Origin of the sequence: Dietzia cercidiphylli (assembly GCF_039531545.1) — a bacterium.
Taxonomy (GTDB): domain Bacteria; phylum Actinomycetota; class Actinomycetes; order Mycobacteriales; family Mycobacteriaceae; genus Dietzia; species Dietzia natronolimnaea.
The window spans coordinates 192449-215702 of the sequence record NZ_BAAAQG010000007.1 but is presented as its reverse complement, the minus strand read 5'-3'; the positions used below and the strand labels follow the sequence as shown (position 1 = coordinate 215702).

Annotated in this window: 17 protein-coding genes; 6 read left to right on the top strand and 11 right to left on the bottom strand. The window is 73.4% G+C overall.

Annotation, left to right across the window (positions count from 1 at the left end):
- Nucleotides 1–15 precede the first annotated feature (15 nt).
- Complete coding sequence (locus tag ABD250_RS07290; protein WP_182658197.1) at nt 16–1404, top strand: zinc-dependent metalloprotease; 1389 nt, start codon at nt 16–18, stop codon at nt 1402–1404.
- Between the two features lie 66 nt (nt 1405–1470).
- On the opposite strand, the gene ABD250_RS07285 is transcribed toward ABD250_RS07290, so the two are convergent.
- Nucleotides 1471–2184 carry a M48 metallopeptidase family protein gene (locus ABD250_RS07285; protein ID WP_338404148.1) on the bottom strand — a complete coding sequence of 238 codons (714 nt, stop codon included), beginning with the start codon at nt 2182–2184 and terminating at the stop codon, nt 1471–1473.
- A gap of 123 nt (nt 2185–2307) precedes the next feature.
- On the opposite strand from ABD250_RS07285, the gene ABD250_RS07280 reads away from it, so the two are divergent.
- Nucleotides 2308–3282, top strand: coding sequence for a hypothetical protein (locus tag ABD250_RS07280; RefSeq protein WP_344391525.1), 975 nt, complete (start codon nt 2308–2310; stop codon nt 3280–3282).
- An 8-nt stretch (nt 3283–3290) separates the two neighbouring features.
- On the top strand, nt 3291–4607 hold the full coding sequence (locus tag ABD250_RS07275; RefSeq protein WP_179524805.1) for an ABC1 kinase family protein: 1317 nt from the start codon (nt 3291–3293) through the stop codon (nt 4605–4607).
- Nucleotides 4608–4628: 21 nt separating this feature from the next.
- Here ABD250_RS07275 and ABD250_RS07270 read toward each other — a convergent pair whose 3' ends face one another.
- Nucleotides 4629–6749 carry an ATP-dependent DNA helicase UvrD2 gene (locus ABD250_RS07270; RefSeq protein WP_338404176.1) on the bottom strand — a complete coding sequence of 707 codons (2121 nt, stop codon included), beginning with the start codon at nt 6747–6749 and terminating at the stop codon, nt 4629–4631.
- Between the two features lie 85 nt (nt 6750–6834).
- Here ABD250_RS07270 and ABD250_RS07265 point away from each other — a divergent pair, with 85 nt between their 5' ends.
- Nucleotides 6835–7107: a mycoredoxin gene (locus ABD250_RS07265; RefSeq protein WP_179524804.1), complete on the top strand. Its 273-nt coding sequence runs from the start codon at nt 6835–6837 to the stop codon at nt 7105–7107.
- Here the strand turns inward: ABD250_RS07265 and nudC are convergent.
- The 8 genes from nudC to ABD250_RS07225 all read right to left on the bottom strand — a co-directional run bounded on the left by nudC (nt 7104) and on the right by ABD250_RS07225 (nt 20364).
- Nucleotides 7104–8018 (bottom strand): NAD(+) diphosphatase, encoded by a 915-nt coding sequence (gene nudC, locus ABD250_RS07260; protein ID WP_179524803.1) that lies wholly within the window; start codon nt 8016–8018, stop codon nt 7104–7106. The genes ABD250_RS07265 and nudC overlap by 4 nt on opposite strands.
- A 98-nt stretch (nt 8019–8116) precedes the next feature.
- Nucleotides 8117–9196, bottom strand: a complete 1080-nt coding sequence (locus tag ABD250_RS07255; protein WP_179524802.1) for a potassium channel family protein — start codon at nt 9194–9196, stop codon at nt 8117–8119.
- Between the two features lie 62 nt (nt 9197–9258).
- Nucleotides 9259–12585: an ATP-dependent DNA helicase gene (locus ABD250_RS07250; protein ID WP_344391521.1), complete on the bottom strand. Its 3327-nt coding sequence runs from the start codon at nt 12583–12585 to the stop codon at nt 9259–9261.
- Nucleotides 12582–15881: a PD-(D/E)XK nuclease family protein gene (locus ABD250_RS07245; protein WP_344391519.1), complete on the bottom strand. Its 3300-nt coding sequence runs from the start codon at nt 15879–15881 to the stop codon at nt 12582–12584. The genes ABD250_RS07250 and ABD250_RS07245 overlap by 4 nt, the downstream gene beginning before the upstream one ends.
- 67 nt (nt 15882–15948) lie before the next feature.
- Complete coding sequence (locus tag ABD250_RS07240; protein ID WP_344391516.1) at nt 15949–17181, bottom strand: MFS transporter; 1233 nt, start codon at nt 17179–17181, stop codon at nt 15949–15951.
- The gene (locus ABD250_RS07235; RefSeq protein ID WP_259847266.1) at nt 17178–18071 is read right to left on the bottom strand and encodes a TIGR02569 family protein; all 894 of its coding nucleotides are present in this window, start codon (nt 18069–18071) and stop codon (nt 17178–17180) included. Before ABD250_RS07235 ends, ABD250_RS07240 begins: the two co-directional genes overlap by 4 nt.
- A gap of 26 nt (nt 18072–18097) precedes the next feature.
- Nucleotides 18098–19357, bottom strand: a complete 1260-nt coding sequence (moeB, locus tag ABD250_RS07230) for a molybdopterin-synthase adenylyltransferase MoeB (protein WP_344391514.1) — start codon at nt 19355–19357, stop codon at nt 18098–18100.
- On the bottom strand, nt 19321–20364 hold the full coding sequence (locus ABD250_RS07225) for a DUF3152 domain-containing protein (protein ID WP_182658700.1): 1044 nt from the start codon (nt 20362–20364) through the stop codon (nt 19321–19323). The genes moeB and ABD250_RS07225 overlap by 37 nt, the downstream gene beginning before the upstream one ends.
- Nucleotides 20365–20523: 159 nt before the next feature.
- On the opposite strand from ABD250_RS07225, the gene ABD250_RS07220 reads away from it, so the two are divergent.
- Entirely contained in the window at nt 20524–21183 is a 660-nt protein-coding gene (locus tag ABD250_RS07220) for a TetR/AcrR family transcriptional regulator (protein WP_179524796.1), read from the top strand.
- Here the strand turns inward: ABD250_RS07220 and ABD250_RS07215 are convergent.
- The gene (locus ABD250_RS07215) at nt 21180–21407 is read right to left on the bottom strand and encodes a DUF3107 domain-containing protein (RefSeq protein ID WP_107748545.1); all 228 of its coding nucleotides are present in this window, start codon (nt 21405–21407) and stop codon (nt 21180–21182) included. The two genes, ABD250_RS07220 and ABD250_RS07215, sit on opposite strands and share 4 nt — an antisense overlap.
- A 288-nt stretch (nt 21408–21695) precedes the next feature.
- On the opposite strand from ABD250_RS07215, the gene ABD250_RS07210 reads away from it, so the two are divergent.
- Complete coding sequence (locus ABD250_RS07210) at nt 21696–23237, top strand: DEAD/DEAH box helicase (RefSeq protein ID WP_259848409.1); 1542 nt, start codon at nt 21696–21698, stop codon at nt 23235–23237.
- Nucleotides 23238–23254 lie beyond the last annotated feature (17 nt).

The window sequence follows — 23254 nt, the reverse complement described above, 5'->3', positions numbered from 1 at the left end:
CTGTACCGTTGTGGCATGAACCAGCCCTTCGGTTTCTCCGCTTCCGATGACGACGGTCGCGACGACGACCGGGGCCGCGACCCGGGCGGCCCCGGCGGTTTCGACCCCTCCCAGTTCGGTCAGTTCGGCCAGATGCTCTCCCAGTTCGGGCAGATGCTCGGCTCCATGGGGTCGGCGATGACCGGGCCCGGCGCCTCCGGCCCGGTGAACTACCAGCTCGCCCGCACCGTGGCACTGCAGGCCCTCGGCCGTACCCCGGTCGTGAGCGAGGCCTCCGGCACCGCCGCGCAGGAGTCCGTCCGGCTGGCCGAGCTGTGGCTGGACGAGACCACGATGTTCCCCTCCGGCGTACACCGGACCGAGGTGTGGACCCCCCAGCAGTGGGTCGAACAGTCCCTCCCCACGTGGGAGAAGATCTGCACCCCGGTCGCCGAGCAGATGAACTCGGCCACCAAGGGGGCGATGCCCGAGGAGGCGCGCCAGCTCGCCGGCCCGCTCCTGGGAATGCTCGACCAGATGGGCGGCATGGGCTTCGGGATGCAGCTCGGCCAGGGACTGGGCAAGCTCGCCCCCGCCGTGCTGTTCTCCTCCGAGGTGGGGCTCCCGTTCGGGGACGACGGCGTGGCCGCCCTGTGCCCGACCGCGATCGACGCGTTCGCCGAGGAGCTCGAGCTGCCCCGCCAGGAGGTCGTGGTGTTCCTGGCCGCGCGCGAGGCCGCGCACATCCGGTTGTTCGCCGGAGCGCCCTGGCTGCGGGCTCGGGTGCTGGCCACCGTCGAGGAGTACGCCCGCGGGATCCGGGTCGACACCTCGGGGCTCGACGACCTGGCCTCGGGACTCGACCCGTCCATCCTCCAGGACCCCACCAAGCTCCAGGAACTGCTGTCCGGCGGCGCGGGCGCCATCGGCCCCAAGGTGACGAATGTCAACGAGGCCGCGCTCGGCCGCCTCGAGACGCTGCTCGCCCTGGTCGAGGGCTGGGTCGACGCGGTCGTCACCGCCGCGGTCGGTGACCGACTGCCCAGCGCGGACAAGCTGCGCGAGATGTGGCTGCGACGCCGGGCCACCGGTGGCGCGGCCGAGCAGGCCTTCGCCGGTCTCGTCGGTCTCGAACTGCGCCCGCGGAAGGCGCGCGAGGCCTCGGAGCTGTGGCGCCGGGTCGGAGAGGCGGTCGGCACGGATCGCCGCGACGGCCTGTGGAGCCATCCGGACCTGCTCCCCGTGGGCGAGGACCTCGAGAACCCCGCCGCGGTGATCGACCGGCTCCTCGACGAGACCACCGGGGACCAGTCCGGGGTGGACGAGATCGAGAAGTTCCTCCGCGAGTCCGGGGCCGGGGACGGATCGGGCGACAGCGGCAACGGCAACGGCAACGACACGGACGGTCCCGCGCGGGACGCCTGACCACCCGACCGACGGACGGGTGGGCCGCGGGGTCGAGGGGTCGGCGGGGTCGAGGGGTCGGCGGGCCTATCGCCGGTCGGCCGTCAGGTCGGGTCCGTGCGCGGACCCCTGGTCGTCGGCCAGGGAGTCGTCGGCCCGGGAGTCGTCGTCCTGCACCAGGTCCCCCACACCCTCTCCGCCACCGGCCGCTCCGTCGCCGGCCGGCCCTGGGGTCCTCGCGTACGCCTCGAGGAAACCCATGGCCCGCTCGGTACGGGGATAGCGCCGCACCTCCGCCCAGAACTGCGGTGTGTGCCCGCCCGGTACCACGAGATGGGCGAGCTCGTGCACGACGACGTAGTCCAGCACGTACGAGGGGACCTCACGCAGCGCGTCGCTGACCCTGATCTCCCCCGACCCCGGTGAACACGAGGCCCACCGGGTGGTCATGGCGGGCACCCACCGGATCGACGCCGGACGCGGGCGTCCGTCCATCCACCTGGCCGACAGGGTGGTCGCTCGTCGCATCAGATCCTCGTCGGACGCGCGGCTCCCCGACCGCCGTCCGGAACGACGCAGGCGCGCCAGCATGTCGACGACGAGCCGGCGCTCCTCGGCCCGGGGCAGCCCCGCCGGCATGAGCACCACCACGGTCCGGCCCTCCACGCGCGCCGAGACCGTCCGCTTGCGTCGGCGCGACCGCCGCACCTCGATCCTGGGGTCATCAGGGCTGGTGGGCAGCCCGTCGTCGGGGCGGGAGTCCGGGTCGACATCGGGGTCCGGGCGGGGCGGGGACGGCACGCCGACCACGGTAGACGACCAGGGATCACGCCGTTCTCCACAGGCGGCCCCTGGCACGCCGGGCCTGTGGACAACCCCTGACGAGCTCCCCCGCGGTGACCGTGCTCGTGCCACGATGTGCCCGTGTCACCAGCGACCGACTCCGTCGTCCTCCCGCCCCACGCTCCCCCGGACAGCGCCCCCACCTCCAGGAACCCCGTCCGCGCCGTCCTGCGGGCCGGGACCGTCGTGGTGGTGCGCGACCACGAGTCGGTACAGGTGGGTCTGGCTCCGGACCGCGCGGTCGTGGTGGTCGCCCCCACCTCGTGCGGGCCCAGGGGGTTGGCCTCGCTCCTCCTCGACCTCGACGCGGGCGCGGACCTCGACGAGGTCGCCACCCGGGCCGGGGTCGACGCCGCCGACCTGCCCGCTGTCGCCAGGATCCTGGCCCGCCTGGCCGAGCTCGGCCACGTCCGGCTCGCCGGCCCGGACGTCGCCGCACCGGAGCCGGTGCCCACCCCGCGACCGACCGCCGTCCGACAGGTCCACATCCTCGGGAGGGGCCAGCTGTCAGAGGTGCTGCGTGGACCGCTGTCGGTCAACGGCTGCCGGGTCACGACCGGTCCCGACCCGGGACTGGCCTTCGACCGCGACCGTCCGCCCTGGACCCGCCGCGGCCCGACACCGGACCTGGTGATCCTGACCGGGTCGATCGCGGTGGATCCGGTGGTGGCCTCCGCCCTCACCCGCTCCGGTCAGGTGCATCTCCACGTGTACGCCCGCGACGGCCGGGTGGTGGTGGGGCCCACCGTGATCCCCGGGGCGAGTCCGTGTCTGCGGTGCGTGGACCTGTTCCGCGCCGGACGTGACCCGCGGTGGCCGTTCGTCGCCGCCCAGCTCGTCGGTCGATCCCCCTCGGCCGGAGTGCCCGCGCTCACTGCGGCAGCCGCCCTGGTCCTCGCCGAGGTCTCCGCCAGCCGTGAGGCCGACCGCCCCCTCCAGACCATCGGGGCGTCCGTCGAGATCAATCCCGCCGAGGGGCTGTGGAGAAGGCTCGAATGGCCGGCCTCCGATCGCTGTACCTGCGGCGCGGCGACATATCGGCATCCTCTGTCATGATTGGAGGCGTGGCCGATCTCCCCCGCACCTCATCCCGCCGAGCAGCGCGCCTCGCAGGCCTGCCCCTGGGAATCGCCGGACGAGCCGCCGGGTCGCTGGGACGTCGAGCTCTGGGCAGGGGCGAGGGCGTACTGACCGAGGAGCTGGCCGACCAGGCGGCCGAACAGGTCTTCGCCGTGCTCGGAGAGCTCAAGGGCGGGGCGATGAAGGTGGGTCAGGCTCTCAGCGTGTTCGAGGCCGGGATGCCCGACAAGTACGCGGGCCCGTTCCGCGAGGCGCTCACCAAGCTCCAGGCCGAGGCTCCGCCGCTGCCCCCCGCCGAGGTCGAGCAGGTCCTCGACACCCAACTCGGCCTGCGGTGGCGGGAGCGGTTCGCCGAGTTCAACACCTCCGCGGCCGCCGCGGCCTCGATCGGGCAGGTGCACCGCGCGGTCTGGTCGGACGGTCGGGAGGTGGCGGTGAAGATCCAGTACCCCGGGGCCGACGAGGCGTTGCGCTCGGACCTCCGTCAGCTCCGACGTCTCTCCCCGCTCCTGCGGCCCCTCAACCCCGGCACCGACGTCAAAGGGGTCATCGACGAGTTGTACGACAGCGCCGTGGCCGAACTGGACTACCGGGGGGAGGCCGACACGCAGCGGGTGTTCGCCGCCGCGTTCCGCGACGACCCGCTGATCCGCGTCCCCGCCGTGCTCGCCTCCGCCCCGAAGGTCCTGGTCACCGAGTGGGCCGAGGGTCGCACGCTCGGCCGGATCGCCGCGAGCGGGACCCAGGAGGAGCGCGACCGGGCCGGTGGACTGCTGGCGGAGTTCCAGTTCTGTTCCCCCGCCCGCGCGAGGATGATGCACGGCGACCCGCACCCCGGCAACTTCCTCCTCGCGGACGACGGTCGGATGGTGGTGCTGGACTTCGGGGCGTCACTCCCGCTACCGGACGGCATGCCCGCGGTCCTCACCTCGATGATGCGGCTCGCGCTGGCCGGGGAGTCCGAGGAGCTGCTCGCCCTCATGACGCGCTCCGGGTACGTGGGCCGGGGCGGGTTGGACCCCGCGGACGCGATGGCCTTCCTCGGGCCCTTCATCGAGCCGATGCGCAAGCCCGAGTTCCACTTCGACCGCAAGTGGATGCAGGGGATCATGGCGGTGTACGGGGACGTCTCCGGCCGTGAGTTCCGGACCTCGCGGTCCTTCACGCTTCCCCGCGAATACGTCCTCATCCACCGGGTGCTCTCGGCCTCGGTGGGCATGCTGTGCCAGCTCGAGGCGACCGCCCCGTACCGGCAGATCGTCCATCGCTGGATGCCGGAGATCTTCCCCGACGAGGAGTGAGCCACTCCGGACCGGCCGGGATCAGCCCTCCCTGACCAGGCGGAGGACATCGTCCCCGTACTCGCCGAGCTTGTGCGCCCCGATCCCGCCGATGCGCCCGAGCGCCCGGGTGTCCGCGGGACGCTCGCGGGCGATCTGCACGAGGGTGTCGTTGGTGAACACCGTGTACGCGGGCTTGCCGATGCGTTCCGACGTCTCCCTGCGCCAGTCGCGCAGCCGCTCGAACAACCCGGTGTCGACCTCCACCGAGCAGTCGGGGCACGATCCCAGCGCCCGGTGCATCGGCCCGGTGAGCCGCTCCCCGCATCCGCGACAACGCCCCTTGTCCGGGGAGTCGGACGTCTGGCGGCTTCCCCCGGGCGCCGGTGCCGGGCGGACCGGGTCGAGGAAGCGGCTGGGACGGCGTGTGGCGCGGCCCCCGGCCCGTCGGCTGCGGCTCCACGAGACGGACAGGTGCTCCCGTGCCCGGGTGACCCCCACGTACAGCAGTCGCCGCTCCTCCTCGATGGCGTCCGGCCCGGCCTTGATCGCGTGACTGATGGGCAGGCTGCCCTCGTGCACCCCGAGGAGGAACACCGCATCCCATTCGAGCCCCTTGGCGGCGTGGAACGACGCCAGGGTCACCCCGCGCTGGTCAGGGGCGTGCCTCGCGGCGGCGCGGGCTCTCAGACCGGCGACCACCGGGAGTAGTCCGGGGCGGTCCTCGGTGGTGGCGATCTCCTCCACGAGGCCCATCAGCGCGGTCAGCGACTCCCACTTCTCCCGGGCCTGGGCGCCCGACGGCTCGGCGGCCGTGAGACCCAACGGTTCCAGTGACGCCCGGATCACCCGCGCGACGTCGGTGGGGTCGGTGAGCGCGGAGTGCTCCTCCGTGACCGCCTCGTCGGTGCCGTCGACCAGTCTGTCGATCGCCGACATCGCGCGCCTGATCACCGTCCGGTCGAAGAAGCCCTCCCCACCCTTGAGCCGATAACCGATCCCCACCTCGTCCAGCGCGGCCTCGATGCGCTCCGACTGCGCGTTGACGCGGTAGAGGACCGCGACCTCCGAGGGGTCGAGCCCACCGTGGACCAGATCGGCGATCGCCCCGGCGACCGCCTCCGCCTCCGCGTCCTCGTCCGGGTACTCGGTGAGGACGGGGTCGGGCCCCGCCGGACGCATTCCACGGAGGGTGAGACCGGCTGATCGGAACCGCCCCGCGCCAGCCCCGATCACCGCGTTGGCCAGGTCGACCACCTGCGGGGTGGACCGGTAGTCCGACTCCAGGCGGACGACGGTCGCCTCCGGGTAGCGCTCGGCGAATCCGAGCAGATAGTCCGGATCGGCCCCGGCGAAGGAGTAGATGGTCTGGTTGACGTCGCCCACCACGGTGAGGTCGTCGCGCCGACCGAGCCAGGCCGACAGCAGGCGCTGCTGGGCGGGGGTGACGTCCTGGAACTCGTCCACCACGAAGCACCGGTAGCGGTCCCGGAACTCCTCCGCGATCGCCGGGACCTCCTCCACCAGTTCCGCCATGTGGCCCAGCAGATCGTCGAAGTCGAGCATGCGGACCGGGCCCGACACCTTGAGATCCTCGTACGCCCGGAACGCCCGCGCCACCTCCGGGGCGGGGGCCGGGAGGTCACGACTGAGTGCGACCGCCCGCTCGGCGTACGTGTCGGGGGTGAGCAGACTGGACTTGGCCCAGCCGATCTCGGTGAGGACGTCCCGGATCGTCTCCGTCGAGGGATCCAGCCCCACCCGGCGGACCGCCTGCGCGACCGCCCGGAACTGTCCGTCGAGCAGCTGCCAGGGTTCCTCGCCGTAGACCCGCGGCCAGAAGTAGGAGAGGTTGCGCAGGGCCGCCGAGTGGAAGGTCCGCGCCTGGACCGGCCCCGTCCCCGCGTCCGCCACGCCCAGCCCGGCGAGCCGCATGCGCAGTTCCCCTGCCGCGCGGGCGGTGAACGTGACGGCCAGGACCTGGTCCCCACGGACGTGTCCGGTGGTCACCAGGTGGGCGATGCGCCGGGTGATGGTGCGCGTCTTGCCGGTCCCCGCGCCCGCGAGGATGCAGACGGGTCCGCGGGGCGCCAGGACGGCCCGCCGCTGCTGGGGGTCCAGTCCGTCGAGGGCCGAGTCCCGGTCACGCCGCACGTCATCCACGCCACCATGGTGGCATCCGGCCCCGACACATCCCCGTGGGCCTCCCCCGGGATGATTCCCCGGTCTCCGAGCGTTGGACCCCGTCATGAGCGATCTCACGAACGATGCCGAGGCCCTGACCCTCTACACCACCACGTGGTGCCCCTTCTGTACCCGGCTCAAGAAGCTGCTGGACGAGAAGGAGATCGGTTACACGGAGATCGACGTGGACGCCGACGCCGAGGCCGCGGCGTTCGTCGAGAGCGTCAACGGCGGCAACCGTGTCGTCCCGACGGCGCTGTACTCGGACGGCACCACCGCCACCAACCCCCCGGCCTCCCAGGTGAGGGCCAAGCTCGCCGAGCTCGCGGACGCCTAACGGTCCACCGCGGCGACCCACGACCGGAGCATCACGTGGGCGATCGATACCGGTGGGGCCACCATGAGGTCGCCCCGTCCGTCGAGCGCGGCGCGGACCTCGTCGACGTCGAACCAGGCGGCCTCACTGATCTCCTCGTCCTCGAGCACGATCGGCGCGTCCGGGTCCCCGACCGCGTGGAAACCCACCATCAGTGAGCGGGGGAACGGCCAGGGTTGGCTGCCGAGGTAGCGGACCCGGTCGACCTCCACGCCGACCTCCTCCTTCACCTCGCGCCGGACACAACCCTCCAGGGACTCCCCCGCCTCCACGAATCCGGCGACGTGGGAGTACATCCCGGCCGGCCAGACCGGTTGACGTGCCAGGAGCACCCGGCGCCCACCGTCGTGGACCAGGCAGATCACGGCCGGGTCCGTGCGTGGGTACTCGGGTCCTCCGTGGAACGGGTCCTCGATGGCCCAGCCCGCGTCCACGCGGCGCGGATGGTGCTGCGGTTCCCGGCCCCGCACGGTGTCCCGGTGCCAGCCGAGCAGGGCGAGGGCCTGCGAGGCCAGTGAGCCGTCGCCCTCGACCAGGTCCGCTCCGGTCACCCGGAGTGACGCCACCGCCGGGTCATCGGGCAGCTCCTCCACGGGCAGGGCCCAGATGTGGCGCCCCTCGTCCGTACGCCCGAGGAACACCGCGGTCTCCGGCAGCTCCTCGGCGTGGTCCGACGCGGGTTCCAACCGGATGCGTCGACGGCCCCCGGCCGCCGGGTCCGTGGCGAACCGGTTGCGGCGGTCGACCCGCAGCACCCGCGCGGTGGCCCATCCCCGCGACAGACCGTCGACGTCCTGCCTGAGCGGCGCGGCCCGGTCGGGCGCGGCGACGGACAGCACGGGGTCGGAGTCGAGGCTGAAGTCCAGCGGCATGGTCGGGGTTCCTTCTCGCAGATCTTGAGGGAGCGGTCAGCGTGCCAGCCCGGCGGACGCCGCGGCCACCCGGACCGCCCGCGTCGCCGGCCCTGGTCTCAGCCCGAGACCATCTTGATGTAGAGCAGGCGGTCCCCGGTCTCCAGGGCGTCCGCCTCGGGTTCGTTGACCTTGATCAGCTGACCCTTGCGGACCACTCCCAGGACGAGCTCGGCCAGATGGCGCGGCGAGCCGCCGACCTCGGACTCCTCCACGCGCCGTTCGGCGATGGAGAACCCCTCGTCGGGGGTCAGCAGGTCCTCCATCATCCCCACGACGGTCGGGGTGATGGTCGCCAGGCCGAGCAGGCGCCCGGCCGTCTCGGCGGAGACCACCACGGAGTCCGCGCCCGACTGCTTCAGCAGATGCTTGTTGTCCGACTCACGAACGGTGGCGACGATCTTGGCGTTGGGTGCCAGCTCGCGCGCGGTCAGCGTGACCAGCACCGCGGTGTCGTCGGAGTTGGTCGCCACCACCACGGCCGCGGCGCGGGTGACGCCCGCGAGCTTGAGGACGTCCGACCGGGTGGCCGAGCCCTGGACGGTGACCAGTCCGCGGGCGGCCGCGGACCTGAGTGCCTGGGGGTCGGTGTCGACCACGACGATGTCGTCGGGGGCGATCTCGTCGGCGAGCATCGCCGCGACGGCCGACCTGCCCTTGGTGCCGTAGCCGACGACGACGGTGTGGTTACGCACGAGGTTCCTCCAACGCTGGATCCTGAGGGCCTGACGGGACTGCTCGGTGAGCACCGACAGGGTGGTACCGACGAGCAGGATCAGGAAGAGCACGCGCAGCGGCGTGATCAGAATGGCGTTCAGCAGCCGCGCCTGCTGGGTGATCGGGGAGATGTCCCCGTAACCCGTGGTCGAGAGGGAGACGGTGGCGTAGTAGAAGGCGTCGACGACCGTGATCCGGCCGTCGGCCCCACCGCCGCCTTCATACCCCTCCTGATCGAGATACACCACGAGGGCCGCCAGGGCCAGCGTGAGCACGGCCATCAGGACGCGCTTGCCGATGAGCCGCCACGGGCTCTCGGCGTTCGCGGGGATGCTCACCACGCCCACGAGGATGTGGTCGGGGCTCTCGTCCAAGGGGTCGCTGCTGCGGACACGGGACGCGAGTGCGCGCTTCCTCACCATCGGCAGCTCCGTTCCGGGACGGGACCGCCGTCGATCATCGGGGTCACCGGGACCATCGTGGCCTATCGGTCACCGTCGGACAACAACCGGCCTCTCCCCGGTCCGGTGGAGAGGAGTCGGAGCAGCTCCTCCGCGTCGGGGAGATCGGCCGGTTCGACGGTCCTCCCGGCGCGGACGTAGTGGAAGGCGGCCCGGACCCTGTGGAGTTCGACCGGTCGTCCGAGCCTGGCGGAGACGACTCTCGCCCACGCGTAGCGGTAGACCGCCAACTGGAGCGAGACCGCGGGCATCTCCCCGGGGCCAGGGACCCGCCCGGTCTTCCAGTCGACGACGATCCAGTCGTCCCCGTCCGCGAACACCGCGTCCATGCGGCCACGCAGCAGATGCTCCCCGAGTCCGACCTCGAACGGCACCTCCACCGCCTCGGGTGTCTGTCGGGCCCATCGCGACGATTCGAAGGCCTGCTGCAACGCCGTGAGGTCCGACTCCGACACACCGTCGACCGCGCCATGGTCCCCGGCGCCGGGGAGATCGTCGATGTCCAGCAGGTGGGTGGCCCCGAAGCGGTGTTCCAGCCACAGGTGGAACCGCGTTCCGCGACGGGCGAAGCGGTCGGGCCGGAACGGCACCGGTCGGCGGAGGCGATCGGTGAACGCGTCGGGATCGGTCGCCATGGCCACCACCTCACCCGCGGTCAGCCGCCGCGGCAGGACCACGGCGTCACGCTGCTCGGCGGCCCGGCGCGCATCCGCGAGCAGCGGCGCCGCCATGAGGTGCCAGCCCCGGGCGGACCCGTGATCGGGCACAGGGTCGGTCTCGGGGTCCACCGGTGAGGCCAGCGCCACCGCGCGGGCCGCGGACGTGCGGTCCTCCTCCGCCGCACGCGGCCAGGTGGCCTCCACCACCGCCTCGGTGGCCGGATTGGTGGCCGATGGTGTGACGACGAGGTGGTCCGTCTCCCCCAGCGGCTCGGGTCCGCGGCACGACTCGAGTACCTCGTCGAGGAACTCCGACGGGCCCCGGGGGGTGGAACCGCTCCCGTGCCAGTGCGAGGCCGAGAGCAGCAGAGAGTGTTCCGCTCGGGTGACGGCCACGTAGAACAGGCGTCGGTCCTCGTCGAGCGAACGCTTCTTGACGCGGTCGATGTGAGACCTGAGCGCGGCCTCCAGGAGCTTGCGGTCCGCGACCCCGTCGAGCCGGGGCACGGGCACCCCGCCGGGGTTGTCCCCGTCCTCCCGGTCCCCGCGCAGCTCCTCCGGCAGGTGGGTGGCCGCCCGGATCGAGGTCTGGGGCGCCCGGTCGGAGGGGAAGATCCCGACCGACAGGTGGGGCACGGCGACGATCTCCCACTCCAACCCCTTGGCCGAGTGCACGGTGAGGATCTGCACCCGGCCCGGGGTGGCGGCGACCTCACCCCGGGCGAGCCCGCCGTCGACGGTGCGCGCCAGGTCGAGGTGTGCCAGGAAGGCGTCCAGCCCCGGACCCCGGTCGGCCCGGAACCCCGCGGCCACCTCCTGCAGTTCGTCGAGTTGCTCGCGGGCCTCTCCCCCACCCACACGCTCCCGCAGGCGTACCTCGGCATCCAGACCCAACGCCTGCTCCGCGGCGGCCACGAGCCTGGCCGGGGGCGCGGACGACCGGGCCCTGAGCCCGGCGATGATGCGGGAGAGCTCGGTGATCCGGGCGAGGCCGGCCGGGCTGTAGTCACCCTCGGGGCCCGGATCGGCGAGCGCGTCCGCGAGTCCCGCCGCGTCGGTCTCCTCCCCCCGGGCGATGGCGTCCAGGACGTCCTCGAGCTCCCCGACGGAGGACAGCGCCCCCGCGGCCCCGACCGGACGCCGGAGCGAGAGCACGGCCGCCCGTCTGGCCAACGCGGCCAGGTCGGCGGCCCCGAGGGCGAACCGGGGGCCGCCGAGCAGACGGACGAGTGGTGCGCCGGCACCGGGACGGGCGACCACCGTGAGCAGCGAGACCACGTCCGCGACCTCGGGGACGTCCAGGAGCCCGCCCACCCCGACCACCTCCACCGCCAGCCCGCGGGCCTCCAGCGCCTCGGCGATGAGACCGGAGTCGCCGTTGCGGCGGACCAACACGGCGGCGGTGGGGACACGGCCGGCCGCCACCGCCGAGCGGTACCGGGACGCCACCGAGTCGGCCAGCCACTCCCGCTCGGCCTCCGCCGTGTCCAGCACCGCCACCCTCAGGTCCGCGGGAGGGGCCCCGGGGCGCGCGCGCAGCTGTGGGACCGGCACGGAGCCCGGCCGGTCCCGCAGCGGCAGGGTGATCCGGTTGGCCAGGGAGAGCACCTCAGGGGGATTGCGCCACGAGGTGGTGAGCTCGCGGAGGTGGGACCGCCGCCCTCCGGGGCGGGGGAAGTCGTCGCGGAAGCGGTCGAGGTTGGAGGCCGAGGCCCCCCGCCACCCGTAGATGGACTGCATCGGGTCCCCCACCGCCGTGACCGCGGGGACCGGGCCCGCGCCGCCGCCGAACAACGAGGTCAGCAGGACCCGCTGGGAGTGGCCCGTGTCCTGGTACTCGTCCAGCAGCACGACGCGGAACGCCCGACGTTCGGCCGCGCCGACCTGGGGATGGTCGCGGGCCACCGTCGCGGCGAGCGCCATCTGTGAGGCGTGGTCCAGCGCGGACTCCTCGCGCATCCGGGCGGAGACCGCGTCCACCAGATCGGCCAGCTCGTCGCGGTGCCCCGGGACGGTGGCGACCTCGTCGAGCCATCTGGTCGGGGCCGCACGCTGGCCGGGCCCCCCGGGCAGGGTGGCGACGAGGGTGGTGAGGAGATCGGGGTGGGAGCGCAGGTCGTCGGTGCTCACGAGATGCTCGGACAGTTGCCCTGCCAGAGTCAGGACGTCGCGGGTCACCTGCGCGGCGGACGACCCCGTGGCGAGCGGGGACTCCCACCGCGAGACGACGTCGTACGCGAGCTGGAACGCCGCCGTGGGCGTGAGCAGGCGGGAGTCCGGTTCGACCGGGACGAGCAGGCCGTAGGACCCGAGGAGTGTGCCCGCGAACGCGTGATAGGTCGAGATCTGCGGATCCTCCGTGCGTATCGACTCCGCGATCCGGGGATCCGCCCCGGGGCCGGTGCACAGCGGGCTCGCGGCGAGCGCCTCGAGCCGTCGCCGGATCCTCCTGGACAGCTGCTGGGCGGCCTTGCGCGTGAAGGTGAGCCCCAGGATCTCCGACGGGCGCGCGTGACCGTTGGCCACCAGCCACACCACGCGGGCGGCCATGGTCTCGGTCTTGCCCGCGCCGGCGCCGGCCAGGACGAGTGTCGGCTCCGTGGGGCCGGCGATCACCGCGGCCTGTTCCGGGGTCGGACGGTGGACGCCGAGTGCGTCAGCGATGTCGTGGGGTCCTGTCGACGAGGTCACCCGCTCACCTGCCGACCCTCGGGTTGGGCGGGGCAGCTGGAACGGACGCCGCAGTGGTCGCACCACCGTCCCACACGGGCCGTGTAGTCCGGCCCCACCGTCGCACGGCCGGCCTCGACCACGCGCTCGGTCAGGGCCTCCGCGCCCTCGCTGCCGAGCGGATCCTGGACTCGCTCCGTGGGCATGCGGCCCTCCCGGCCCCCGAGGTACACCAGGAGCCCTCCCCCCGGCGCACGACCCGCGGCGGACTCGACAGCGCCCTCCGACACCGCCAGCTGGTACAGGGCGAGCTGGGGATGTGTCGCGGCCACCGCCTTGGACACGGCGCCGGGTGAGGTCTTGATGTCCACGGGGACCACCTCGCCGGCGCGGGTGGCCTCGAGTCGATCGATCCGCCCGCGGATCCGCACCCCACCCCGGACGTCGAAGGCGAACGCCTCCTCCACCCCCGCGGTCGTGTACTCGCCCCGGGTCTCGGTCCGCCACCGCCGGAACGTCTCGGCCATGCCCACCATCGATTCCGCACCCCTCTCGGCGAACCAGCCGCGGGCACGCGTGAGCGCCTCGGCCCGGCGGTGTACCGCCGCCCGGAGGGCGTCCTCGCCGATCCCCCCCTCCACCGCCTGGGTGAGCGCGTGGACCGCCGAACCACGGATGAGCGCCGCCTCCGACCCCGGATCGGCGGAATCACCCCTGACCTTCTGCAGGAACCACCGGAGCGGACATTCCTCGAGCGCTCCGAACCCCGACGGAGACAGCACGACCACCGGCTCCCCCGGTGCCACGGGGAAGGGGGGCGCCGCGGTGGACGGCCCGCCCGAGCCGTACCAGGCCCCGGGGTCCGCCTCGGCGACCCCGGCGTCCCGGAGCCCTGCCAGGAGACCCGCGGCGTGGGTGGCGTCCGCCGGGCCCGTGGACGGATCGAGCAGCGCGGCCCGGAGATCGACGGCCAGGTGCTGCAGCGTGAACACCGTCGGGGCGTAGCGGGCGGCGGCGGCCGCCTCGGCTCCGGGGCGCAACCCGTCCGCACCGCCCGCGTCGCCGCCGGTCGTGGAGAGGTCCGAGATCTCGTCGACGAACCGGGACGGGGCGACGTCACCCTCCTCCGGGGATTCGACGGCGGTCACGAGCAGGTGGCTCCGTGCACGGGAGCAGGCCACGTAGAACAACCGCCGTTCCTCGGCCGCGCGGGCCGCGGCGGAGGACACGGTCCGCTCGGACTCCGACGGCAGTGGTCCGTCGCCGGCCACCTCCGTCAGGTCCACGAGCTCGTCGACCCCGAGCAGACCCGACCGCCGGCGGGGCGCCGGCCAGCGCCCGTCCTGGACCCCGCACACGACCACCGAGCGCCATTGCCGACCCACGGCGGCGTGGGCGGACAGCACGCTCACGGCCCCGCCCCGGGCGCGGGTGTCCGTCCGTCGGGGGGCGGGGAGGTCCTCCCTCGACACCACCTCGCAGAAGAGCGCGACGGACCCCCCGGGGACGCGGTCCACGTAGTCCGCCGCGTGATCGAACAGGGACACCACCGCGTCCAGGGACCGGTCCGCCGAGCGGGACCACGGGTCCGCGGCCACGGCCTGCCGGACGAGCCGCCGCTCCATCCTCGAGGCCGACCACGCCGCCCAGAGCACCTCCTCGACCGCCGCTCCCGCTCGGAGCGACTCGAGCACCGCGGTCCGGGCGTGCCGGATCCGGGTGACCGGCGCGAGCTCGACCGCGGTGAGACCGGACGGCGCCGGGTCCCCCTCCGCCAGGACGAGGGTGCGCAGCGTCTGGGCGCTCGGCTCCGATCCACCGATCCCGGAGCGGCGGATCCCACGCCGCAGCCGACGCATCGCGACGGCGTCGGCACGTCCGATCGGTCCGGACAGCAGGGTGAGGATGCGCTCGGCATCCGTCCCGTCGGCCCCCTGCAGCGCCGACCTCACCAGCAGGAGGAGCGCCGCCACCACGGGGTCGTGCGCCGGGGGCAGCTCGGCGCCCGCGTCGACCACCGGGACGCCGGCCGCGTCGAGGGCGGGCAGCAGGGTGTCGACGACCGCGGGCAGTGACCTGCTGACGACCGCCATCTCCCCGTAGTCGACACCGTCGAGCACGTGGCGTCTGCGCAGGAAGTCCGCGACCACGGCGGCCTCCGCGGCGGCCGACCGGGCGACGGTGACCGTCACCGAGCCCTCCCCGCCGGTCCCGCCGGCTCCCGGGCCGCCCGCGACCTCACGGGGCCGGTGACGGGCCGCCCCGGGCAGGCGGGAGCCGATCCGTGCCGCCACCGCCGCGACCGCGGGGTCCATCCGGTGCCCCGCCTGCAGGTCCACCGCCCGGCCGCCCTGGTCCACGACCGCGCGGGCGAGACCGCCGTCCGCGCCGCGGAAACGGAACACGGACTGGTCCCCGTCCTCGACGACCAGCAGGAGCTCCGCGCCCCCACCGACCGCGGCCACGAATTCCGCCGCGAGCGGGTCGAGGTGGTGCGCGTCGTCGACCACCACCAGTCGGCGGGAGCGGAACGACTCCCTGAGCTGTGGATCCGCGGTCAGCGCGTCCAGCGCCGCACCCACGAGCTCGGCGGCGTTGAGGGCCTCGGGGACGTCGGACTCCCCACCCCGTAGTCCCGAGCGCAGGGCCATCTGCTCCTCGTGACGGCGGAAGAAGCCGGCCGCGGCGACCCACGCGGGTCTGCCCGCCGACCGGCCCAGCCGCGCGAGCTCACGGGGGCCGATCCCCCGCTCCAGTGAGCGCAACAGGAGGTCACGGAGCTCGCGCGCGAAACCGACGGTGGCCAACGCGGGCCGGAGCTGCTCGGGCCAGTGCGGCGCACCGTCGGCGACCTCGCCCAGCAGGGTCTCCCGGATCAGGGCGTCGTGCTCCGCTCCCGTCCGGAGCCGCGGCGGCGGGGCGTCGACGCGGGCGGCCGCCAGCCGGACCACGGCGTGGGCCAGGGAATGGACGGTGCGGACCGGCGCATCCGTGCTGACGACGGCCTCCGGCGGGAGTCCACGGGTGACCTCCCCGAGTAGTGCGGACCCGGCGGTCGCGGATCCGGTGAGGACCAGGACACCGTCCATCCCCACGCCGCCCGTCACCGCGGCGCGGACCACGTCCACGACGAGCGAGGTCTTCCCACTCCCGGGCCCGCCACGCACGACCCAGCGGTCCTGGCGGCCGACCGCGCGGGGACCCCAGTCCCGTCCGACCAGGTCACCGAGCTCGGGCGGCCACCGGCGTAGCGGCGCGGCCTCCACGGTGCGGGAGGAGTGCGGCGCTCCGGCGGTCGGTGCTGCGGACTTCGTCACTGCTCGATGAGACCACACCACTACGACAGTGCCGCGGCCGGAGATCCGGCCAGGCGCGCCGGCGGCGTCAGCGCAGGGTGTCCTCGAGCATCCGGGGGCGACACGCGATCCGGCCGACCACGCACATCACCGCGAGCACCACCGTCAGGAACGCCAGACCCCCGCCGAGACCCGGACCCGACAGGAGGAAACCGAAGACGAGGGGCCCGAGGCTCGCGGCCGTGTAGCCGACGCCCTGCGAGAACCCGGAGAGGGCGGCGGATCCGGCCTGGGTCCGCGTGCGGAGGTTGATGAGAGTCAGGCAGAGGGGGAACGTGCTGGGACCGACACCGAGCAGGCAGATCCACACCCACGGCGCGGCACCGGGCGCCCAGAGCAGGCCGGCGAAGCCGGCCAGGTAACAGACCACCGAGACGACGACGACGGGGTACGGGTCCTCGAACCGGCCCGCCGCCCACGGGACGACCAGGGCGGCGATGAGACCGATGGCCGAGTACACCGCCAGCGCGAGACCCCCCTCGGCCCGCGTCATCCCGATCGACTCCGCCACGGCCGGGAGCCACGTGAAGAAGGCGTAGGTGCACAGGGAGTTGGTCCCGAAGAACAACGCGAGGGCGAGCCCGACGGGCGAGCGCCACGGCCGGACCCGCTGTGCCGGGCCGGTCCCGCCGACGGCACCGACGGCGGGGGGTCCGGCGGTGTCCGACCCGCCCCGCAGGATCTCGACGACCCAGGGCACCGCCGCGACCATCGCGAGAACGGCCCACCACCCTATGGAGACCCGCCACCCGGCGGCCTCCTCCACGGGGACCGCCACCAGCGCCGGCACGACCGTGCCGAGCTGGAGTCCGGTGATGTACGCCATGCTCACGGCCGCGACGTGCCGGGGGAAGTACTTCTTGACCAGCGGCGGGGCCACCACGTTGCCGATGCCCATCCCGGCCAGCGCGACGAGGGATCCCAGCCCCATCACCCACGGGTCGTGGGCGAGGGCACGGAGGACCTGGCCGGCCGCGGCCGCCGTCATCGCCAGCACGGTCAGCAGTTCGAGTCCCATCCGCCGCAGCACGATCGGGGTGAGGACGCCCCAGAGGGCGAACATCACCGTGGGCACCATCCCGAGCAGTCCCATACCCCCCGCACCGAGGCCGATCTCGGCGTCGATGACCCCCAGCAGGGGGCTCAGGGAGGTGACCGCGGTGCGGAGGTTGAGCGAGACGAGGACGACGCCGAGCAGGGCCACCACGGGGAACGCCAGCGCGCCCGACGGGGAGCCTGCTCGCGAGGAGCGGCCGTTCACGAGTCCGGGTCGCCGATGAACTCCTCGACGGTCCGGGCCATGGCCTGCAACCCGTCCATCGCCGCCGGTCGGGATCCGGGGTGCAGCGCGTGCACCGCGAGCCGGAACACCGCCGCGCGCAACACCATCTGGCGCCACTCGTCGAGGTGGCGCCACCGCGCGAGCACCCCGCTGTCGACGGTCCCCCACGAGAGGTGGTCGATCGCGACGACCGCCGCCGACCACGAGGCAGGGCGGGCGTAGGGGACGACGTCCGTCAGCGCGGGTTCGTCCGACGCGTCGAACAGCAGGCCCCGCGCGAGATCGCCGTGCACCACCCCGGTACCCGCCACCGCGGCGACCGGTCGGCGGAGCCGGATGAGCCCCGTCGCCCCGAGCAGCGCGGCCGCGCGGTGGGTGGCGAAGGGGGTGCCGCTGTCCTCCATGCCGGGTCCGAGGTCGAGTTCGGGGTCCCCGTCCCAGGCCGCCGCCTCGGCGATCGCGAACAGATCGGTCTCCGTCCACGGGCGGGCGGCCGGGCGCCGGGTCAGACGGGGCCGGTCGACACCGGCCAGAGCGGCGTTGATCCTCGCCGACCAGGCGATGGTCTCGTCGGCGCGGGCCTCGGGGCGTCCGGACACCGCTCGATCTGCCCGCCACCCGCTGACCACGTGCCTGCCGTCGGTCGACCGCACCGGCAGGGCCACGCGGAGACCGGTGACGTCGAGTTCCTCCCGCACGCGGGCGGACCAGTTGGCCAAGGCCGTGTCCGCGACCGGACGGAAGACCACGGAGGACCCCGGCGAGGCGACGAGCCAGCCCGTCCCGGACCCGGCGACCACGGGTGCGGCCGTGCCGCCCACCACGCCGAAGGCGCCGCGGACGTGGTCGGGGACGGTCACGTCGTTCACGTCGTTCACCGTACCCACCCCACGGGTCAGTACCCGGGCAGGGACGGGTCGACGTCGCGGGTCCAGGCCTCGATACCACCCTCCAGCGACCGCACGCCGGCGAAACCCGCCCCGGTCAGCATCGCCGCCGCCCGCGCCGAGCGGATCCCCGACTTGCAGTACACGACGATCGGCCCCCGGGCCGCGGCGCGCCCGAGGACCCCGGTCGGGTCGGTGGCCACCTCGGCGACCGAGTCCAGCGGAACCCAGACGGAGGGGTCGATCATCGCGACGGCCCGCTCCCCGGCACCGCGGACGTCGACCAGGACGGGCGCGACGGACCCGGACGATCCCGCGTCCGCCAGTTCCGCGGCGAGGTCCGCGGCCGAGACGGTGGGGACGTCGTCCAGGTCGGCCGGTCGGACCGCGCAGGTCTCGTCGGTGCCCTCCGGCAGGGACGTCACCGGGGCACGGGACGGGTCCGGCCGGATGGTCACGGTCCGGTGGGTGGTCTCGAGGAGGTCCATCAACACGAGCCGGCCGAGCAGTGGCCGGCCGGCCCCGGTGATCAGCTTGACCGCCTCCATCACCATCATCGACCCGACCGTTCCGCACAGTGCGCCCACGACGCCGGCCTCGGCGCAGCTCGGAACGGAACCGGGCGGCGGCGGGGCCGGGTAGAGGTCGCGGAGGGTGACGGGGTCGACGGGCGCGGGCGGTCGCGACCAGAAGACGGCGAGCTGGGCCCGGAAGCGGTCGATGGTCCCCCAGACGACCGGGATCCCGGCGATCTCGCAGGCGTCGGAGACGAGGTACCGGGTGGCGAAGTTGTCGCTTCCGTCCATCACCAGATCGTGACCCTCGAGGAGGGCGTCGATGTTCACCGCGTCGAGACGGGCGTGGACCGCCTCGACCCTGACCCCGGGTGCCAACTCGGCCAGTCGATCCCGGGCCGACTCGACCTTCGGGCGGCCGATGGCCGGTACGGAGTGGATCACCTGCCGTTGCAGGTTGCCGAGGTCCACCTCGTCGTCGTCGATCACGGTGATCCGCCCGACACCCGCCGCGGCGAGGTACATCAGGACCGGCGCGCCCAGTCCCCCCGCGCCCACCACGAACACCGACGCGGCGCGCAGGCGACGCTGCCCCTCGTCACCGATGGCCCCGAGCAGGAGATGCCGGGAGTAGCGCGCGCGCTCCTCCGCCGAGAGCTGCGGCACCGGATCCACGAGAGGGGGGAGCGCCCCGGACACCCCGCCGGTCACGGGGTTCACCGGGCCACCGGCGGGCCGTCGGGGAACGGCCATGCGTTGTACAGGCAGGTGTCGTCGTTGTCCGGGACCACACCCTCGTTGTCGAGCAGGAAGATCTCGTTGTTGGCGACCCCGAGGGTCTGTTGCATCATGATCGGCGCGAGCGCTCCGTCCGCGGGGCACGGCTCGTGATCCGGGTAGCCGATCGCGTGGCCGACCTCGTGGTTGACGAGGTACTGACGGTAGGACCCGATGTCCCCCTGGAAGGACCGCGCACCACGGATCCACCGGGCCAGGTTGAGGTAGACCCTCTCGGTGGACGGGTTGTAGCAGCTGGTCTCGAGCTCGATCTCGTATCCGCAGTTCTCGCGGACCGTGAGGGGACTGGCGAGTGTCACCCGGAACGCGGGCTCGTCCCGGGCCGTGCGCCGGAACGCCACGGCCCCGTCCGCCGTCCAGCTCTTGGGATTGGCCAACGTCGCATCCACCATCCGGGCCACCGAGTCGTCGCCACCGAAGTCCGTCGTGTCGACGCCCTCCTCGACCTCGACGGTGTAGGTGAACTGCTCGGCGTCGGGACGCCCGACACGGTCCGTGCCCCCGGGCACGATCCGGAACCGACCCTCGCCGGCCTCGGCGAACGGTCCACCGTCCGGCAGCTCCCCGCTCGGGGGCACCTCACCCCGGGGTGGCTCCCCCATGAGCGCCGGCGTCTCCTCCGCCTCGCCGACGGCCGCGCCGTCGCCCGCCCCGGTACCCGTCACGGAGTCGGCTATCACGAGTGCCGTGAGCACGACCAGCACCGGGATCGCGTACGCCCGCCAGCCCCACGTGGTGAAGAACCGACCGACGGGGCTCTGCTTACGCAGGTGGTCCCTGGCGCCGGGGACCGAGCGACGACGACCGGGGGTCGTCTCCTCCGCCGGGTCCCACGGGGCCCGCAGCGGCTCACCGTGGGGTGGGTAGTACGGAGAGCGGTCCCCGCGGTGTGCCGGAGCGTCAGCCCGCGAGATGGACCCGGCGTCGACACCGTCCGACGTCCGGCGACGGCCGTCGCTCATCCGCACACCTCCAGGTCCGCTCCGGTCAGGCTCGAGTCAAGGTCTCCACGATCCCACATCCCGAGGTGGTCGCCTTCTCCGGCACTCCGCCCGTACGGGTATTGTCCGTCTGGCCCGGTCGACCGTCGACCCGACGTCCGGGAGGACAGGAGCCAGACGATGACTAGCCCGGGCGGACCGTCCCCGACGGCTCCGGGGCGCGCCAGGGCGACCCGGCTGCCCCGAGGAGCCCGACGACGCCAGCTCCTCGACGCGGCGGGGACCGTGTTCGTGGACCAGGGCTTCCACGCCTCCGGGATGGACGACATCGCCGTCCTGGCCGGGGTCTCCAAACCGGTGCTGTACCAGCACTTCGATTCCAAGCGCGACCTGTACATCGAGGTGCTGCGGCATCACGTGGACGAGCTCCTCGGCCGCATCCGGGCGGCGCTGGACTCGACCTCGGACAACCGGCGTCGCGTCGAGGCGGCGGTCGACACGTTCTTCGCGTACGCCGATTCCGACACCCGCGGCTTCCGGCTGGTGTTCACCTCCGAGTCCGGCGACGAGGAGGTCCGGCGCGAGCTCGACCGCGCCACCGACGGCTGCATCGACGCCGTACACGACCTGGTCAGGGGCGATTCCGGGCTCGACGCGCACCGGTCGCGTCTGCTCGCGGTGGGCCTCGTGGGTGCGAGCCGGGTCAGCGCCGGCCACTGGCTCGACGCGGGCCGACCGATCTCCCGCGCCGACGCCGTCTCCACGACCGTCACCCTGTGCTGGGGCGGACTGTCGAAGATCCCTCGTCAGGGCGGGGACCGGCCCGCCCCGGACGCCTAGGAGAGGAACCCGACCGCGCGCCGCGCCGACTCACCGATCTCGACGTAGGCGACCCGGTCGGTCGACACGAGATAGCGCCGACCCTTCTCGTCGTCCAGCTCCAACACTGCCTTGCTCTCCGCGGTGAGAGCGGCCTCCACGCGGGCGTGCACGTCCTCCGGGTTCATCCCGGTCTTGAACACGAGTTCGCGATTGCTGTCGGCGATGCCGATCTTGACCTCCACGGTGCCTGCCCTTCTCATCGTCGGCGCATGTCTCGCCGTCGTCGGTGATACGTGGGACCCAGGCTAGCCCGGACCCGGTGTCCCGCGGCGTCACGGGATAGGGTGGACCCACGTGGATCACACCCGCGCCCGGTCCGCTGGTCGGACCCCGCACCGAGGATCCGCGTGGAAATGTGCGCGCGCCCCGCTCGCCGAGGCCGTCCATCGGAAGGCCCGTCCTCCCGCGCGCGAGACGAGAAAGGCACCGCCCTGTCCACTACAGATGTGACCACCAGCGAAGTCGACGGCATGGCCACGACGACCGCGGTCGTCGACGCCCCGTCCTCCGACTCCTCCCCCAGCTTCGCCGAACTCGGCGTCCGCCCCGAGATCGTCACCGCGCTCGGTGAGCGCGGCATCACCCACACCTTCGCCATCCAGGAACTCACCCTCCCACTGGCGCTGGCGGGGTCCGACCTCATCGGCCAGGCCCGTACGGGGATGGGCAAGACCTACGGCTTCGGCGTCCCCCTCCTGCACCGCATCTCGACGGGCGAGGTGACCCGGGAGCTCGACGGCACGCCACGGGCCCTCATCATCGTTCCCACCCGCGAGCTGTGCGTCCAGGTCACCCAGGACCTCAAGATCGCCGCCACCGGTCTCACCGCCCCCGGCGGGTCGGGAACCCGGCCGCTCAAGGTGCTGGCCATCTACGGCGGAACCCCCTACGAACAGCAGACCGACGCCCTGGAGAAGGGCGTCGACGTGGTGGTGGGAACCCCCGGCCGTCTGCTCGACCTGGCCAACCAGTCGAAGCTGGTGCTCGGCAAGGTCGAGGTGCTGGTCCTCGACGAGGCCGACGAGATGCTCGACCTGGGCTTCCTGCCGGACATCGAGAAGCTGCTCCGGATGGTCCCGGAGCAACGGCAGACCATGCTCTTCTCGGCCACCATGCCGGGACCGATCATCACCCTGGCGCGGACGTTCCTCACCAAGCCCACGCACATCCGGGCGGAGGCCGCCGACTCCGGCGCCACGCACGAGAACACCACCCAGTTCGTCTACCGGGCGCACTCCATGGACAAGCCCGAGGTGGTCTCACGGATCCTGCAGGCGGACGGACGCGGCGCCACGATGATCTTCTGCCGCACCAAGCGCACGGCCCAGAAGCTCGCCGACGACCTGGCCGAACGAGGCTTCCGCGTGGGGGCGATCCACGGCGACCTGGGCCAGGGCGCTCGCGAGAAGTCACTCAAGGCGTTCCGCACCGGGGACGTCGACGTCCTCGTGGCGACCGATGTCGCGGCGCGCGGAATCGACGTCGACGACGTGACCCACGTCATCAACTACCAGTGCCCCGAGGACGAGAAGACCTACGTCCACCGGATCGGCCGCACCGGTCGGGCCGGCCGCAAGGGCGTCGCCGTCACCCTCGTGGACTGGGACGACCTGCCCCGCTGGGGCCTCATCGACAAGGCGCTCGGCCTGGGGCACGGCGAGCCCGCCGAGACCTATTCGACCTCCCCCCATCTGCGCGCCGAGCTCGGCATCCCCGAGGGCGCGGGGGGCCGGGTCGGGGCCGCGACCGGGACCGGCTCAGGCCGGCGACCGGCCGATCGCGAGGCCCGGGGATCCGGACGCGGATCCGGCGCTCCCCGCCGTCGCACCCGCACCCCGGACGCCTCCCCCGGCACGCGGCCCCCCACCCCGGACGCCACCACCGCGGCCTCCGACGCCGCCCCGGGCGGGGACGCGGGCGCGGGTGGGGCGCCCTCCGCCGACGGCGCCCCGCGGCGTCGGCGTCGGCGGCGGCGCCCCTCGTCGTCGTCCGACTCCACCGGTCGGGACTGACCCGACCCCCACCCCCT

Excerpts from the sequence above, each read along its gene's own strand:
- ABD250_RS07290 (WP_182658197.1), top strand. The coding sequence starts at position 16 with ATGAACCAGCCCTTCGGTTTCTCCGCTTCCGATGACGACGGTCGCGAC.
- ABD250_RS07265 (WP_179524804.1), top strand. The coding sequence starts at position 6,835 with ATGAGCGATCTCACGAACGATGCCGAGGCCCTGACCCTCTACACCACC.
- nudC (WP_179524803.1), bottom strand. The coding sequence starts at position 8,018 with ATGCCGCTGGACTTCAGCCTCGACTCCGACCCCGTGCTGTCCGTCGCC.
- ABD250_RS07255 (WP_179524802.1), bottom strand. The coding sequence starts at position 9,196 with ATGGTGAGGAAGCGCGCACTCGCGTCCCGTGTCCGCAGCAGCGACCCC.
- moeB (WP_344391514.1), bottom strand. The coding sequence starts at position 19,357 with ATGGCCGTTCCCCGACGGCCCGCCGGTGGCCCGGTGAACCCCGTGACC.
- ABD250_RS07225 (WP_182658700.1), bottom strand. The coding sequence starts at position 20,364 with ATGAGCGACGGCCGTCGCCGGACGTCGGACGGTGTCGACGCCGGGTCC.
- ABD250_RS07220 (WP_179524796.1), top strand. The coding sequence starts at position 20,524 with ATGACTAGCCCGGGCGGACCGTCCCCGACGGCTCCGGGGCGCGCCAGG.
- ABD250_RS07210 (WP_259848409.1), top strand. The coding sequence starts at position 21,696 with ATGGCCACGACGACCGCGGTCGTCGACGCCCCGTCCTCCGACTCCTCC.